12 protein-coding genes are annotated in these 14,543 nt (G+C 60.5%); 11 read left to right on the top strand and 1 reads right to left on the bottom strand.

Annotated elements, in window-relative coordinates; genetic code table 11:
• A partial coding sequence (locus tag BUB29_RS09025) for a glycoside-pentoside-hexuronide (GPH):cation symporter (protein WP_143155197.1) occupies window positions 1-941 on the top strand: 941 nt, incomplete at its 5' end.
• Window positions 942-1,192: 251 nt separating this feature from the next.
• On the opposite strand, the gene BUB29_RS10235 is transcribed toward BUB29_RS09025, so the two are convergent.
• Window positions 1,193-1,315 carry a hypothetical protein gene (locus BUB29_RS10235; RefSeq protein ID WP_003825405.1) on the bottom strand — a complete coding sequence of 41 codons (123 nt, stop codon included), beginning with the start codon at window positions 1,313-1,315 and terminating at the stop codon, window positions 1,193-1,195.
• A 1,230-nt stretch (window positions 1,316-2,545) separates the two neighbouring features.
• Between BUB29_RS10235 and BUB29_RS09020 the strand changes: the two genes are divergently transcribed.
• The 10 genes from BUB29_RS09020 (at window position 2,546) to BUB29_RS08980 (ending at window position 14,500) form a co-directional block, all read left to right on the top strand.
• A complete protein-coding gene (locus BUB29_RS09020; RefSeq protein ID WP_033523951.1) occupies window positions 2,546-3,697 on the top strand; it encodes a LacI family DNA-binding transcriptional regulator in 1,152 nt (383 codons plus the stop codon).
• 616 nt (window positions 3,698-4,313) lie between these two features.
• Window positions 4,314-5,828 carry a sucrose phosphorylase gene (gene gtfA, locus BUB29_RS09015; RefSeq protein ID WP_033523952.1) on the top strand — a complete coding sequence of 505 codons (1,515 nt, stop codon included), beginning with the start codon at window positions 4,314-4,316 and terminating at the stop codon, window positions 5,826-5,828.
• Between the two features lie 369 nt (window positions 5,829-6,197).
• Window positions 6,198-7,814 carry an MFS transporter gene (locus tag BUB29_RS09010; RefSeq protein WP_033523954.1) on the top strand — a complete coding sequence of 539 codons (1,617 nt, stop codon included), beginning with the start codon at window positions 6,198-6,200 and terminating at the stop codon, window positions 7,812-7,814.
• Between the two features lie 721 nt (window positions 7,815-8,535).
• Window positions 8,536-9,846: an MFS transporter gene (locus tag BUB29_RS09005; RefSeq protein WP_407640922.1), complete on the top strand. Its 1,311-nt coding sequence runs from the start codon at window positions 8,536-8,538 to the stop codon at window positions 9,844-9,846.
• Between the two features lie 273 nt (window positions 9,847-10,119).
• Window positions 10,120-11,172 carry a ketol-acid reductoisomerase gene (ilvC, locus tag BUB29_RS09000; protein ID WP_034249857.1) on the top strand — a complete coding sequence of 351 codons (1,053 nt, stop codon included), beginning with the start codon at window positions 10,120-10,122 and terminating at the stop codon, window positions 11,170-11,172.
• A 281-nt stretch (window positions 11,173-11,453) separates the two neighbouring features.
• A complete protein-coding gene (gene ilvC, locus BUB29_RS08995) occupies window positions 11,454-12,503 on the top strand; it encodes a ketol-acid reductoisomerase (protein WP_034249859.1) in 1,050 nt (349 codons plus the stop codon).
• A 135-nt stretch (window positions 12,504-12,638) separates the two neighbouring features.
• Window positions 12,639-13,016 carry a hypothetical protein gene (locus BUB29_RS10185; protein WP_234945723.1) on the top strand — a complete coding sequence of 126 codons (378 nt, stop codon included), beginning with the start codon at window positions 12,639-12,641 and terminating at the stop codon, window positions 13,014-13,016.
• A 6-nt stretch (window positions 13,017-13,022) separates the two neighbouring features.
• Window positions 13,023-13,535, top strand: a complete 513-nt coding sequence (locus tag BUB29_RS10180; RefSeq protein WP_051915149.1) for a hypothetical protein — start codon at window positions 13,023-13,025, stop codon at window positions 13,533-13,535.
• Window positions 13,492-13,788 (top strand): 30S ribosomal protein S6, encoded by a 297-nt coding sequence (gene rpsF, locus BUB29_RS08985; RefSeq protein ID WP_003825429.1) that lies wholly within the window; start codon window positions 13,492-13,494, stop codon window positions 13,786-13,788. The genes BUB29_RS10180 and rpsF overlap by 44 nt, the downstream gene beginning before the upstream one ends.
• Before the next feature lie 52 nt (window positions 13,789-13,840).
• Entirely contained in the window at window positions 13,841-14,500 is a 660-nt protein-coding gene (locus tag BUB29_RS08980) for a single-stranded DNA-binding protein (RefSeq protein ID WP_033523399.1), read from the top strand.
• The last annotated feature ends 43 nt before the right edge of the window (window positions 14,501-14,543 follow it).

Below are 14,543 nucleotides of genomic sequence, written 5' to 3'. Positions count from 1 at the left end.
ACACCGAAAGCCAGAGCGGCTGGACCTCCTTCGGCATCATCGTGGCGCTGCTCGGCATCCTGACCGCATGGTCCGTCGCGTTCGGCACCAAGGAAAGCGAAAGCGCCCTGCGCTCCAAGGCCCAGAAGAACGGTGGCCCGCTGCAGGCGTTCAAGGCCCTGTTCCAGAACGACCAGCTGCTCTGGGTGGCGCTGTCCTACCTGCTGTACGCCATCGCCAACGTGGCCACCACCGGCGTGCTGATCTTCCTGTTCAAGTTCGTGCTGGACAATCAGGCCGCCTACTCCGTCACAGGCATCATCGCGCTGGTGGCCGGCCTGGTCATGGCACCGCTGTACCCGATCCTGAACAAGCGCATCCCGCGCCGCTACCTGTACATCGGCGGCATGATCTCCATGATCGCGGGCTACATCCTGCTCGGCATCTTCGCCAACAACATGATCATGGTGTTCGTCGCCCTCGTCCTCTTCTACGTGCCGGGCACGCTCATCCAGATGACCGCCATCCTCTCCCTGACCGATTCCATCGAATACGGCCAGCTGAAGAACGGCAAGCGCAACGAGGCCGTCACCCTGTCCGTCCGCCCGATGCTCGACAAGATCGGTGGCGCCATGTCCAACGGCATCGTCGGCTTCATCGCCATCGCCGCGGGCATGACCGGTGACGCGACCGCCGCCGACATGACCGCCGCGAACATCAACACCTTCAAGACCTGCGCGTTCTACGTGCCGCTCGCCCTGATCGTGCTCGGCCTGCTGGTGTTCATGTTCAAGGTGAAGATCAGCGAGAAGATGCACGACGAGATCGTCAAGGAGCTTGAAGCCAAGCTCGCGTCCGGCGAAATCGAGGACGAGGGCGCTGATGCGCCTGCCGAAGTGGCTGGTTCCGGTGTGGCTGGTTCCGCCGCCGGTAGCGCCTCTGGTTCCGGCTCCGCCGCGTGATCTTGCTACTACTACGTAATTGACCCCTTCCTATAACAAGGCGGTCGATATGGACGAAATCCGAGTGGAATTCGTCCATATCGACCGCCTTTTCCATGTGTGGCGTGGTGCGGAAGCGGGGGAGTGGCGTGGTGGCGTGGTGCGGAAGCGGGGACTAAATACGGAAAGGCCGCGACCCTGTTGAGTCGCGGCCTTGTGGGAGTCCGTATGAAAGGTGATCGGCGTTGGGCCGGTTACCTAGGCAAGTGAAATCACTTGTTGATGATGCGCTTGAACAGGTCGGAGGAGGCCTTGGCGAGGGCGAACTGGTAGAAGCCCGGATCGACGGAGGCGAGGTTGCTGTTCAGGATCTGGTCGAGAGTGTTGTTCTTCATGATGGTTCCTTTCGTGAGCGGCCGTATGTTTGTCTTGTTTTTTCGTTCCTGTGGCCGCTTGTTCGGTATGTCCTTGGTATCTCATGCGCTTTGGCCTTGTGCCTTGCGCGGGGGTGCCGCCTTACCGGTGCTCCGGTCTTGCTGAGCGGCATCGTGTCGTTTCTTTTCTGTTGTGATTACAGTCTATGTCTATTCGCGCTCACAAGCATGCCGAAGTCGTTGAATTCTTTGTATTTCTATCGGGTAAGCTTGAATAAGCTACAAGAAATGGGGGTGGATAGGGATTTTTGAGGGAGTTGGCGGGGGCCGACGTTTGTGGTTCGGCTTGTGGTTCGGTGTGTGATTCGCGGTGCGTGTGTGATCTGGTGTGTGATTTGGTTGCGTGATGACTATTCGCGGATTGCGTGATGAGCTTGTGTAGTGGGCTTGTGTGGCGGCGAGCGTGTGTGATGGCGAGCGTGTGCGATAGTGCGTGTGCGATGACATGCGTAACAGTGTGTATGGTGCGTTTGTGCGGCAGCGAGCGTGTGACCTGTTTGCGTGGCGCATTTACATGGTGACGTGCGTGATGGCGCGTGTGGCGCGTTTGCGTAGCACGTGTAGTGAGGTGCGTGATGATCTGGGCGACGGCCTGTGTGATGGCGTGCATAAAACGGCGTGTGTGGTGACCTGTATGGATAAACGCGTATGACGTGGTTGTTGTGCGACGCCCCCGTGCGTTTTTCCACGCTTTTGGGCATGCTTCCCTGTGCGATGGTTGCGGAGCGTTTTGCAGAACGATTCGTGGAACAGCTCAGATTATTTCGCAGAACGATTTGTGGAACAGCCCAGGTTGTTCCGTGGAATGTTTCACCGGTTGTTTCACGTGAAACTTGACGATGCGTCAGCGATGTTTCACCGATGATCGCGACGCTGTTCCACCATGGCGGCTGCATGGGGGCGGCATGGAACGGGGCGTTAGGGTTGATGGAGAGCCGGTTGGGAAGCGACTGTGACAGCGGCAACGAGAGCGTCCAAGAGTACAATGCGAAAGGCAAGAAAAGCGTGGTCGGTCGTCGAAAGCGCCAGAGGTGCCGAAAACGGAATCATCGGATCCGGAATCATCGGATCCGGGATCGTCGGAACCGACAAACGCTGACGGCGGATCGCGTCGCCGGAATCCTAGACAGTAGCACGTAAGGAAGCCGGCCGGCACGCTCATCGGAATCACAGAACGAGAAACGAGGCGAAATGGTAGGAATGCGTGATGTCGCGAAACGTGCCGGAGTCTCATTGAGCACCGTCTCCCTAGTAGTGAACGGCACGGGGTACGTCTCCGACGATATGCGTGATCGCGTGCGTCGGGCCATGAGCGCCCTGCATTACGTGCCGAACGATCTTGCCCGCAATCTTTCCCAGAATCGCGCCAACACCGTCGGCATCATCGTGCCGACCATCCGTCATCCATTCTTCGCCACGCTCACGGCCAGCCTGCAGCATGTGCTGGCGGAAAACGGCCTGCAAACCCTGTTGTGCTCCACGGCTGATGCGGTGAACGGTGAAGCCGAGTACGTCGATATGCTGCGCAGACGGCTTATGGACGGCATCGTGATGGGAGCGCACACCGAGCATGCGCCGGATTATTGGACGTCGATCCATCGCCCGGTTGTTGCATTCGACCGTGTGCTGGGGGAGGGGATTCCCTCGGTCGGTTCCGATCATGTGCAGGGCGGACGTCTGATCGCCGACCTGCTGATTCGGACGGGCGCACGCCATGTCGTGGTGATTGGCGGGCCGCGCAATCAATTCCATGAGGCGTCGGGCGACGAAGGCACCACATTCCCCACAGTGCGCTACCACCTGGCCTTGGAGGCGGAACTCGCCAAGGCCGGTGTGGAATACGAGTACATCGGGGCCGGGGAAGTGATGGATTTCGCCGGGTATGCCGGCGCGGTGCGGAGCGTGTTCGAGCGTGAGGCCGATTATGGTTCCGGCCGTGCCGTGGATGCGGTGGTGAGCTCGGATATCGGTGCGGCGATGTGCGTGCGCGAGGCGATGGCAAGGGGCGTGAGCGTTCCCGATGAACTGCAGATTGTGGCGTATGACGGCACATATCTGACCGATTTGGCTGGTATGACGTTGACTGCGGTGAGGCAGGATTTTCCGGCCATCGCCGAGCAGGTCGCCAATCGGATGATGGGTTTGATCGAGGGCGGTACAGCGGCTGGCGCTGCTGGTGCTGCTGTTGATGTGACTGGCAGAGTTGGCGCTGCTGATGATAAACGTTCCGAGAGCGTAGCCATTGCCGGTGCTGCGGATGATGGGCGCGAACCAGCTATCGCCGGTGAAGCCGAGCATCTGATTCCCGTTTCGTTGGTGACGGGCGCCACTACGCGCGGTTGAGTCTCCGTTGAGTTCCCGTTGAGTTTCCGGATCTTTTTGCGGGTTTTGCTTCATGTTGTCGGTCCCGCCTGTCGAACTTGCGATTCGCGAACACGATTCTGCTGTGCGCCGTAGGTGTTTGATATATCGCGGTTTCCACAGGACTGCTGCTTGTGATTTCGCGGTAGATATCGGCATATGCTGGGTGAAAAACCTGTGCGTCCGTGAAACACGATTGCGTTGTTTCATGTGAAACATTCCGTGTGAAACACGGATGCAGGCTCTGGTTGGACGGGGTGGATGGGCTGGACTTTCCTCAGAATTAGACAAAAATGGACCGGTTTTGTCTGATTCTGGGGATGTGGGGATGGGATTGGGTGTGGGTCGGGGTTGGTCTTCCTCGGAATCGGACAGGAATGGGACAAATTCGTCTGATTCTGGGGAAGGTTGCTTCATCCCCATTTTCGGACAGGAATGGGCCGGTTTTGTCTGATTTTGGGGATGTGGGGAGGCTTATGTATGTCGAACGGATATCGAACCGGTTCGACACGCGGAATCGTTTGCTTGGAGAGTGCGGTCGGCGGTAATATCGAACCGGTTCGATACCGATGGATGAAACGGAACCAAAGGAGGTCCCATGAAAAACAAGGTGCAGCTCATCACCTACGCCAACCGTCTCGGCGACGGCACCCTGGCATCAATGACCGACATCCTGCGCACCCGCTTCGACGGCGTGTATTACGGCGTGCATATCCTGCCGTTCTTCACCCCGTTCGACGGTGCGGACGCCGGCTTCGACCCGATCGACCACACCAAGGTCGATCCGCGACTCGGCAGCTGGGACGATGTGGCCGAACTCTCCAAAACCCACAACATCATGGTCGACGCCATCGTCAACCACATGAGCTGGGAATCCAAGCAGTTCCAGGACGTGCTCGCCAAGGGCGAGGAATCCGAATACTACCCGATGTTCCTCACCATGAGTTCCGTGTTCCCGAACGGCGCGACCGAAGAGGATCTGGCCGGCATCTACCGTCCGCGCCCGGGTCTGCCGTTCACCCACTACAAGTTCGCCGGCAAAACCCGACTGGTCTGGGTCAGCTTCACCCCGCAGCAGGTCGACATCGACACCGATTCCGACAAGGGTTGGGAATACCTCATGTCGATCTTCGACCAGATGGCGGCCTCGCACGTCAGCTACATCCGTCTCGATGCCGTCGGCTACGGCGCCAAGGAGGCCGGCACCAGCTGCTTCATGACCCCGAAGACCTTCAAGCTCATCTCCCGCCTGCGCGAGGAAGGCATGAAGCGCGGTCTGGAAATCCTCATCGAAGTGCACTCCTATTACAAGAAGCAGGTGGAGATCGCCTCCAAGGTCGACCGCGTCTACGATTTCGCCCTGCCTCCGCTGCTGCTGCACTCGCTGTTCACCGGTCACGTCGAACCGGTGGCGCATTGGACCGAGATCCGCCCGAACAACGCCGTCACCGTGCTCGATACGCACGACGGCATCGGCGTGATCGACATCGGTTCCGACCAGCTCGACCGTTCGCTCAAGGGTCTGGTGCCGGATGAGGACGTCGACAACCTCGTCAACACCATTCACGCCAATACGAAGGGCGAATCGCAGGCCGCGACCGGTGCCGCCGCATCCAACCTCGACCTCTACCAGGTCAACAGCACCTATTATTCGGCGCTCGGCTGCAACGATCAGCATTACATCGCCGCTCGCGCCGTGCAGTTCTTCCTGCCGGGCGTGCCGCAGGTGTACTACGTGGGTGCGCTCGCCGGCCGCAACGATATGAAGCTGCTGCGTGAAACCAACAACGGCCGCGACATCAACCGTCACTACTATTCCACGGCGGAAATCGACGAGAACCTCGAACGTCCGGTGGTCAAGGCGCTGAATGCGCTGGCGAAGTTCCGCAACGAGCTCGACGCGTTCGACGGCGAATTCTCGTACGAGGCGGATGGTGACACGTCCATCTCGTTCACCTGGAAGGGTGATGGCACTTCGGCGACGCTCACCTTCGAACCGGGCCGCGGTCTCGGCGTGGACAATACCGCGTCGGTCGCGTCGCTGACTTGGGTTGATGCCGCGGGCGAGCATCGCACGGACGATCTGATCGCGCAGCCGCCGGTTGTGCGATAGATTGTGATCCGGCCATGCGGTGACATCGTGCGGTAACGTCGTGCGATATCACCGTGCGGTAACACGACAACGCGGTAATACGACAACGCGATAGCGGAGGGAAGCGCAGCGGAAGCGGCGCTTCCCTCCTTCGTTTTCCGCCTCTATCTTTCCTGTCACACCTGTCGCGCAAACACCCGCCATCGGAGCCCCGGAACCACGGAAAATCATCATGCCGCAGGCCAAGCGATACATGCGAGAACAGGCGCGGAAGACACGCATGGAGATACGCCCCATCGCGTACTCTGAAACCATAGGAGGGAAGCCGTTCGCGGTATGCCGAACAGCATGGTCGAACGGTGCAACGCATCGAGGGACGGAGGAGCAACCATGCTGGAACCGTACATTCGTCCGGGTATCGACGATCGCCCTGATTACGACAAGGCGTTGAGCGACGAGGACAAGGCATCTGTTGCGCGACTTGCGCGCGAGGATCGGCGATTGCCGCCGGAAGCGTCGGCGAAACAACCTGAAGCGCAGGCCGCGCGACTGACCGTGGCCGGTGGCGCATCGGTCGCCGCGGCCGGCGTCGACACCGCCGTCCCCGATTACGCCTCGTCATTCCTCGACATGCGCGACCCCATGACCTCCGCGGACGGTGTGAAGCCGTCGCGAACGGACGTGTTGCGCCTGAAATGGGCGTTCGCGCTCGCCGCGGTGCTCATCACCGCGCCGTGGGTCATGCTTAATCTCATCGCCATCCCCAATCACATCGCCTTGATGTACGGGCTCAACACCGAGGGGCCGCTGCCCGATGGCGGTGAAACCGTTCTGGCGACTCCGCTTGCCATGGTCATCGCACTGGGGACGGCGCTATCGATCGTGGTCACGCCGCTCATCTCCACATTCTCCGACCACACTCGCGTCATCATCGGCAGACGTACGCCGTGGCTGGTCGCCGGCGGTGTGCTGGCGGCGTTGGCGACGTTGATCCTCAGCGCCACGGATGCCCTGATCGGACTGGTTGCTGGCTGGCTGCTCATGCAACCCGCATACGTCATGCTCACCGCGCCGCTCGCCGCGGCCATCTCCGAGCGCGTGCCCGACAAATACCGTGTGGGGGTCGAACGTTGGCATGCGGTCGGCGTGCTTATCGGCCAGGCTGCGGGCGGCGTGATCGGCGGTATGTCCATCGCCTTCGGGGCGACCGACGTGTTCCTGTGCGCGGCGGTACTGTTCGCCGTTTCCGGCGTGATTCCCGTGCTGGTGTGGCCGCGTGAGCGCTCGAGCGTCGACCAGAAGTGGGCTCGCACCGATTGGCGGGACGTGTTCTCCATGCTGCGCGGCCCGCGCGGCGACAAGGCGCGTGGATTCCACCGCCTGTTCCTGTCCAGGGTGTTCATGATGGCCGCGATGGCGTTGACCAGCGTGTTCCTGTGGTACATCGTGCGGTTCACCTTGTACGGCAACTTGAGGGGACTTGCGGATTCCGCGCCGCTCACCCTGCCCGCAGGCACGCTCATCATGATGTTCGCCATCGTGATGTTCGGCGGTGCGCTGCTGGCCACGGGTACGGCCGGCATCATCACCGACCGCATCGACCTCATGCAGGGCTCGCGCGATCGCAACTTCCGCATCGCGGTTGTGGTTGTGGGCGGACTGTACGTGGTGGGTCTTCTTGCGGGCATGCTCACCGTGGTGCTGAACGGGGAGAAAACCTTCCTGGTGTTCGCGTTCCTCGCCGGATTCAGCCTGAGCATCTACGACGTGCTCACGCGTTCGCTGGTGGTCGAGTCGCTGCCCGATCCGCGCAATGCCGGCCGTGATCTGGGCTTCTACGCGCTGTCGAAGCCGTTGGGTCTGATTCTGGGCGTGGCTGTGGGTGCGATTGCGGTGAACCTGCTTTCCCCGTCGCTGGGATATGTGGCGCTGTTCCCGACCGCCATCGTGTGCGTGATTATCGCGGTGGTATTGCCGTTGCTTGCGGATAGGGCCAAAGATAACTGATGGTTGGCGACTGACGGCTGGCGACTGATGGCTGGCTGATCGCGGCTGGCCGATTGCGCCGGTGCTGCATGGCGGTGTGCGGAAACGCATGCCGCAGCCGCACCGGCGTTTTCGTTGCCGCGGAGAGCGGAAATGAGACGAGAGACGAGACGAGGAACAAGGCGTGGGACGAGGCTGAATCGGATGCGAATCGGACACGGAACGAGCGCGGCGTAGGTGTGATTGGCGTATGCGCAGGTCGCCGACAGCGGATGAATCCGGTGTCTCCGTCCAAGACAAAGACGGGCGTCCACATAGTGAACACCCGGTAGATAGTCGCCGTATCGGCTCCTATGGTCCCACCGTAGTTCGGATGGAAATCCGAAGACATACTTCGAAAACCGAAAGGAGGTTCGCCACGATGACTGGATTCAATGCGCTCGCACTGCTGTCCGCACGAATTATTATTCCGTCTTCGCTGGCGGACTGATTCGGCATACAAGCTTGAGCCCCGCCAACGAAGGCAGGGCAACGAGCGAGAATCTTGAAGCCCTGCAAACGTGCGGGGCTTTTTTGTTGCCCGCCCACAAGGCATCTGCGGCAATCCCAAGCGAGAAACGAAGCGAATACACAGCACCGAGCGGTATGACCGGAAACGGCAGCCGCCCGCACAAGGAATGAAGAAGAAGGGCAAATCCTTATGACTGCAGCCGATGTGACAACGTCCGGCAAACTCAAAGCGATGGCACGAGATTCCGTCAAGACCGTGATCGCGGCTTCGATGATCGGCACCGCCATCGAATTCTATGACTTCTACGCATACGGCACCGCCGCGGCGAATTATTTCCCGAAGGTCTTCTTCGGCGACACCACCAATCCGACCGTCGCCCTGCTCGCCAGCCTGCTTACTTTCGCCATCGCCTTCATCGCCCGCCCGCTGGGCTCCCTGGTGTTCGGCCATTTCGGTGACCGCATGGGCCGCAAGACCACGCTGGTGGTCTCCCTGCTCACCATGGGCGTCGCCACCTTCCTGATCGGCTGCCTGCCGACCTACAACCAGTGGGGTGTCATGGCCGTCGCCGTGCTGTGCCTCTGCCGTTTCGTGCAGGGCATCGGCCTTGGCGGCGAATGGTCCGGCGCTGCTCTGGTGGCCACCGAAAACGCGCCGGAAGACAAGCGCGCGCTGTACGGCTCCTTCCCGGAGCTGGGCGCTCCGATCGGCTTCTTCCTGTCGAACGGCACCTACTTCCTGCTGGAAGCCTTCAACGATGACGATGCCATGCTCGCCTGGGGTTGGCGCGTGCCGTTCCTGCTGTCCGCGATCCTCGTGATCGTCGGCCTCGTCGTCCGTGTCCAGATGGAGGAAACCCCGATCTTCCGCCTCGCCCAAGAGCAGAAGAAGGTTGTCAAGTCCCCGCTCACCGAAGTCTTCAAGAAGAGCTGGAAGCAGGTCCTGCAGGCTACCTTTCTGGTGGCCGTCACCTACACGCTGTTCTACACGCTCGCCACCTGGTCCCTCGCTTGGGGCACCAAGACCACCGAACAGGGCGGCGGTAGCCTCGGCTTCTCCAAGCAGGAGTACCTGCTTATGCTGATGGTCGCCGTGTGCGTGTTCGCCGCGTTCATCGTGATCTCCTGCGTGAACGCCGACAAGTTCGGCCGCAAGCGTGTGATCGTCATCTCCTCCTGCTGCCTCGTCGCCTTCGCGCTGCTCTTCCCGTTCCTGCTGGACGGCAATCTGGTCGGCCAGCGTAACTTCTTCACCAACATGGTCTTCCTGTGCGTCGGCTTCGCGCTGATGGGTACCGCATTCGGCCCGATCGGTGCGTTCCTGCCCGAACTGTTCGACGCGAACGTGCGTTACTCCGGTTCCGGCATCGGCTATAACCTGGCCGCCATCGTCGGCGCGGCATTCGTGCCGACCATCGCCACCTGGCTGTCCCACAACTGGGGCGTGCACTCCGTGGGTCTGTACCTCGGCGTGATGGCCGTCTGCTGCCTCGTCGCGGTGCTGAGCTGCAAGGAGACCAAGAACGTCGATTTCACCAAGTGATTCACCGAGTGAAATCAGCGATTGCAATCAGCGTTTGAAACGTTGACCCGTCCTCCGGTTTCCCTCTCCGGATGGGCCGCGAGGGCAGGTCTCCAATAATTGAAAACCGGGCGTTCACTTAGTGAACACCCTTGGTGCAATCCTTGGAAAAACGGACTAAACCTACGTAGCGGAAAAGCCCACAAGGACAACCAGAACAGAAGATTTCTGCACAACCACGCAGAACGATGAATATCGAATAATACAACAGAAGAATCAATAAGGAGCGCCATTATGGCAGCAACTATCTGGTACGAAAAGGACGCCGATCTCTCCGTGTTCGAGGGCAAGAAGGTGGCCATCCTCGGTTACGGTTCCCAGGGTCACGCCCACGCGCTGAACCTGCGTGAATCCGGTGTGGACGTCGTCGTCGGCCTGCGCCCGACCTCCAAGTCCGTGGAGTACGCCAAGGAGCAGGGTCTGGAAGTCAAGTCCGTCGGTGACGCCGTCGCCGAGGCTGACGTGGTGATGATCCTGCTGCCTGATCAGTACCAGGCCAAGGTCTACAAGGAAGAAGTCGAGCCGAACCTGAAGCCGGGCGCTGCTCTGGCCTTCGCTCACGGCTTCAACATCCACTACGGCTACATCAAGCCGTCCGAGGATCACCCGGTGTTCATGGTCGCCCCGAAGGGCCCGGGCCACATCGTTCGTCGTGAATACACCAACGGCCGTGGCGTGCCGGTCGTCGTCGCCGTCGAGCAGGATCCTGACGGCAAGACGTGGCCGCTGTGCCTGGCTTACGCCAAGGCTCTGGGCGCTCTGCGTGCAGGCGCCATCAAGACCACCTTCACCGAGGAGACCGAGACCGATCTGTTCGGCGAGCAGGATGTCCTCATGGGCGGCATCAACCATCTGTGCGACATGGGCTTCGATGTGCTGACCGAGGCTGGCTACCAGCCGGAGATCGCCTACTTCGAGGTGTTCCACGAGCTGAAGATGCTGGTCGACCTGGCCAACGAAGGCGGCCTGAACAAGGCTCGCTGGAGCTGCTCCGACACCGCTCAGTACGGCGATTACACCTCCACGGTCATCACCGAGGAGACCAAGAAGCGCATGCAGTACCAGCTGAAGCGCATCCAGGACGGCTCCTTCGCCAAGGAGTTCATGGATGATCAGGCTGCCGGCGCCCCGAAGTTCAAGAAGTTGCAGGAAGAGTACAGCCACCCGCACCTGGAGACCGTTGGCCCGAAGCTGCGCGCCATGTTCTCCTGGAACAACCAGGTGGACGCCGATGCCGATATGGCCGAGTCCTTCAACGGCAAGATCGCTCGTACCCAGGTTCAGTGATTGTGCGCGGCTGACTGACATCGTTCAGTAGTCCGTTTTGCGAAAGCCACCGCTTATGCGGTGGCTTTTTGCGTATTCGTGGTGTTTTGCGCGGATGGGGGCGTAAAGACTGTGATATGGCTCACGTTGTGGACGGCGGCGGGGTTGGGGGAGCGATACCGGTAGGATAGTGCTCAGTTTTGAAGGACAAAATCCTTCACAAGACGAATAATCTGCAACACAGTAGATACCCCGGCACATTGTGCCTCACCCCACTACATACAAAAGGAGTGCCAATTACCATGGCTGCACAAATCTGGTACGAGAACGACGGTGATCTCTCGGTCCTCGAAGGCAAGAAGGTTGCCATCATCGGTTACGGTTCCCAGGGCCACGCCCATGCGCTGAATCTGCGTGACTCCGGCGTCGACGTCGTCGTCGGCCTGCGTCCGACCTCCAAGTCCGTCGAGCACGCCAAGGAGCAGGGCCTGGAAGTCAAGTCCGTTCCGGAAGCCGCCGCTGAAGCCGACGTCATCATGATCCTGGCTCCGGATCAGTACCAGCGCAACATCTGGAAGAACGACATCGAGCCGAACATCAAGCCGGGCGCCGCCGTCGCCTTCGCCCACGGCTTCAACATCCACTACGGCTACATCAAGCCGTCCGAGGATCACCCGGTGTTCATGGTCGCCCCGAAGGGCCCGGGCCACATCGTCCGTCGTGAGTACGTGAACGGCCGTGGCGTGCCGGTCGTCGTCGCCGTCGAGCAGGATCCGCGCGGTGACGCATGGGCTCTGACCTTGGCTTACGCCAAGGCTCTGGGCGCTCTGCGTGCAGGCGCCATCAAGACCACCTTCAAGGAGGAGACCGAAACCGATCTGTTCGGTGAGCAGAACGTCCTCATGGGTGGCGTGAACAAGCTCGTCGAAATGGGCTTCGAGGTCCTCACCGACGCCGGCTACCAGCCGGAGATCGCCTACTTCGAGGTGTGCCACGAGCTGAAGATGATCGTCGACCTGATGAACGAAGGCGGCATGAACAAGGATCGTTGGTCCTGCTCCGACACCGCTCAGTACGGCGATTACACCAACACCTGCATCGACGAGCACGTGCGTGAGCGTATGCAGTACCACCTGAAGCGCATCCAGGACGGCTCCTTCGCCAAGGAGTTCATCGAGGATCAGGATGCCGGCGCCCCGAAGTTCAAGGCCCTGCAGGAGGAGTACTCCAACGTCCGCATCGAGACCGTCGGCCCGAAGCTGCGTGCCATGTTCTCCTGGAACAACGGCAAGGATGAGGACGCCGATATGGCTACCTTCAACGGCAAGATCGCCCGTACCCAGGTTCAGTGAGCGATTCCCCGGATTTAGGGGATTTCGCCTGACAGCCTAGGCGATGGTGAAAGCGCCGCCCGTATTGCGCGGGCGGCGCTTTTCGTATGTTCAAGCGGGTGGTGCCGGTGCCGCCGGTACGGGCCGGCTCAGTCCATGCGGCAGGTGAAGGGAGCCGCGGGAAGAGCCGGCAGTTGCGCGAACCATCATCCGGTTGACGGGTCGACGGGTGCCGATGCCATCGATGAGGCTCGGGTACCCGTTGACAAGCGATATCGCGTCATGCGCCGTGCCGACGGGCACAGGCATGCTGACCCGTGTGGTGATGGCGAGAATCTCGAACCGTTCGGCAAGCAGATGCTCGTGCATCAGAAAGCCTTCAGCGGCAACTGCAAGCTGGCTCGCGGCATGCGTTTCCACCTGACTCCGGGCCATCGCAAACCGGTATGGTACGCGTCGCGCGACTTCTTCGCGCCGAGACTTGCCGCTATCCAGCCGCGCGCCAGCGAGGAATACCGCCGAACCCACAGCTGACAAGGCGTGAAAACCGTCACCGATCATCTCGAACTCATCGTGCTGAACGAGACCCGTGAGGTTTGGAAGGGTACGTGGACTGTGGAACGTGTGACGCTCGACGGCGTGGTGCTCGCCTCCGAACACTTCGATGTGACGCTTGACGGTGTGGACCATAAGGGCCTGCCGTTGGGCGAGGGGTCGCCGGGTTCGGCGATCGCGCCAACGAGTTGCTGGTCGCCACCGTATGTCGGCATGGGCATGGTGACCTTTCTGCCAGGCGAGATGGCCGCGTTCCGCATCGCTTCTGACAAGCGGATGGACTCCGCCGCGTTCGCCGCACCGAACGTGCTGCGCGCCCACAGCGAAAATATTCGTCGCCGACGGGTTGTATCATTGAAAAGTTGCTTGTTTCAGGTCGTCCGACCGCAAGCAACGCGTATACACACTCCTGCCATGGAACGTCCGTGGCCGAATAGTCCGAAGGAGGTGGGTGATGTCTGCGCACAAGTACGAACTGATGTTCATCGCCGATCCTGAGCTGGATGAGCGCGGTCTGAAGAAGCTGACCGAGCAGTATCTGGAACTCGTCACCAAGGAAGGCGGTTCTGTTGACGAACCCGATTACTGGGGGCGTCGCAAGCTTGCTTACGAAATCGCCGGTAAGACCGAGGGTAACTACGTTGTGGTGACCTACTCCGCCGAGCCTGCAACGAGCGACGAGCTGGATCGTGTGCTCAACCTTAACGAATCCGTGATCCGTACGAAGATCCTTCGCAAGGACGCCAAGTAAGTTTTATCGTCAGCGTTCGCGCTGGATGTACAACTAAGAAGAAGGACACGTCATGGCAGGTGAAACCGTCATCACCGTGGTGGGCAATCTCACCGCGGATCCCGAGCTGCGTACCATCGGAAGCGGCGCTTCCGTGTGCAGCTTCACCATTGCTTCGACTCCGCGCACTTGGAACCGCCAGACCAACCAGTTCGAGGATGGTCAGGCGCTGTTCATGCGCTGCAGTGCATGGCGTGACCTTGCCAACCACTGCGCGCAGAGCCTGTCCAAGGGCATGCGCGTGATTGCACAGGGTCGTTTGCAGCAGCGTTCCTATCAGGCGCAGGACGGTTCCAACCGTACTGTGTTCGAGATGCAGGTCGACGAGATCGGCCCCTCGCTGCGATACGCCACCGCCCAGGTGCAGCGCCAGTCATCCGGTCAGGGCGGCTTCGCAGGCCGCAACGCAGGCAACACCGGTTATTCCGGCGGTGCCAGCGGTTTCGGCGGCAACGCGGGCGGCTACAACGGAGGCAACTCCGGTTTCGGAGGTAACTCCGGCTTTGGTGGCAACGGTGGTTTCGGCGGCGCCCAGAGCGCCCCGTCCAACCCGGCCGCCAATCAGGCGCCGGCTGCCGATCCCTGGGGCAACGGCGGCGATGGAGGCAACAGCTTCTCCACGTTCGGCGGCTCCTCCGATTTCGGTGGTGGCGACGACGAACCCGAGTTCTGACACATCCGGCATACTGCATTTTCAATCGTTCATAAGGAGAACA

Source organism: Bifidobacterium merycicum DSM 6492, from assembly GCF_900129045.1.
Lineage (GTDB): Bacteria > Actinomycetota > Actinomycetes > Actinomycetales > Bifidobacteriaceae > Bifidobacterium > Bifidobacterium merycicum.
The sequence above is the reverse complement of the archived record's forward strand: the minus strand, read 5'-3'. Positions and strand labels throughout refer to the sequence as shown.

Bases quoted from the DNA above. Each gene is read 5' to 3' on its own strand.
- BUB29_RS10235 (WP_003825405.1), bottom strand. From the start codon at position 1,315: ATGAAGAACAACACTCTCGACCAGATCCTGAACAGCAACCTCGCCTCC.
- BUB29_RS09020 (WP_033523951.1), top strand. From the start codon at position 2,546: ATGGTAGGAATGCGTGATGTCGCGAAACGTGCCGGAGTCTCATTGAGC.
- gtfA (WP_033523952.1), top strand. From the start codon at position 4,314: ATGAAAAACAAGGTGCAGCTCATCACCTACGCCAACCGTCTCGGCGAC.
- BUB29_RS09010 (WP_033523954.1), top strand. From the start codon at position 6,198: ATGCTGGAACCGTACATTCGTCCGGGTATCGACGATCGCCCTGATTAC.
- BUB29_RS09005 (WP_407640922.1), top strand. From the start codon at position 8,536: ATGGCACGAGATTCCGTCAAGACCGTGATCGCGGCTTCGATGATCGGC.
- ilvC (WP_034249857.1), top strand. From the start codon at position 10,120: ATGGCAGCAACTATCTGGTACGAAAAGGACGCCGATCTCTCCGTGTTC.
- ilvC (WP_034249859.1), top strand. From the start codon at position 11,454: ATGGCTGCACAAATCTGGTACGAGAACGACGGTGATCTCTCGGTCCTC.
- BUB29_RS10185 (WP_234945723.1), top strand. From the start codon at position 12,639: ATGCGGCAGGTGAAGGGAGCCGCGGGAAGAGCCGGCAGTTGCGCGAAC.
- rpsF (WP_003825429.1), top strand. From the start codon at position 13,492: ATGTCTGCGCACAAGTACGAACTGATGTTCATCGCCGATCCTGAGCTG.
- BUB29_RS08980 (WP_033523399.1), top strand. From the start codon at position 13,841: ATGGCAGGTGAAACCGTCATCACCGTGGTGGGCAATCTCACCGCGGAT.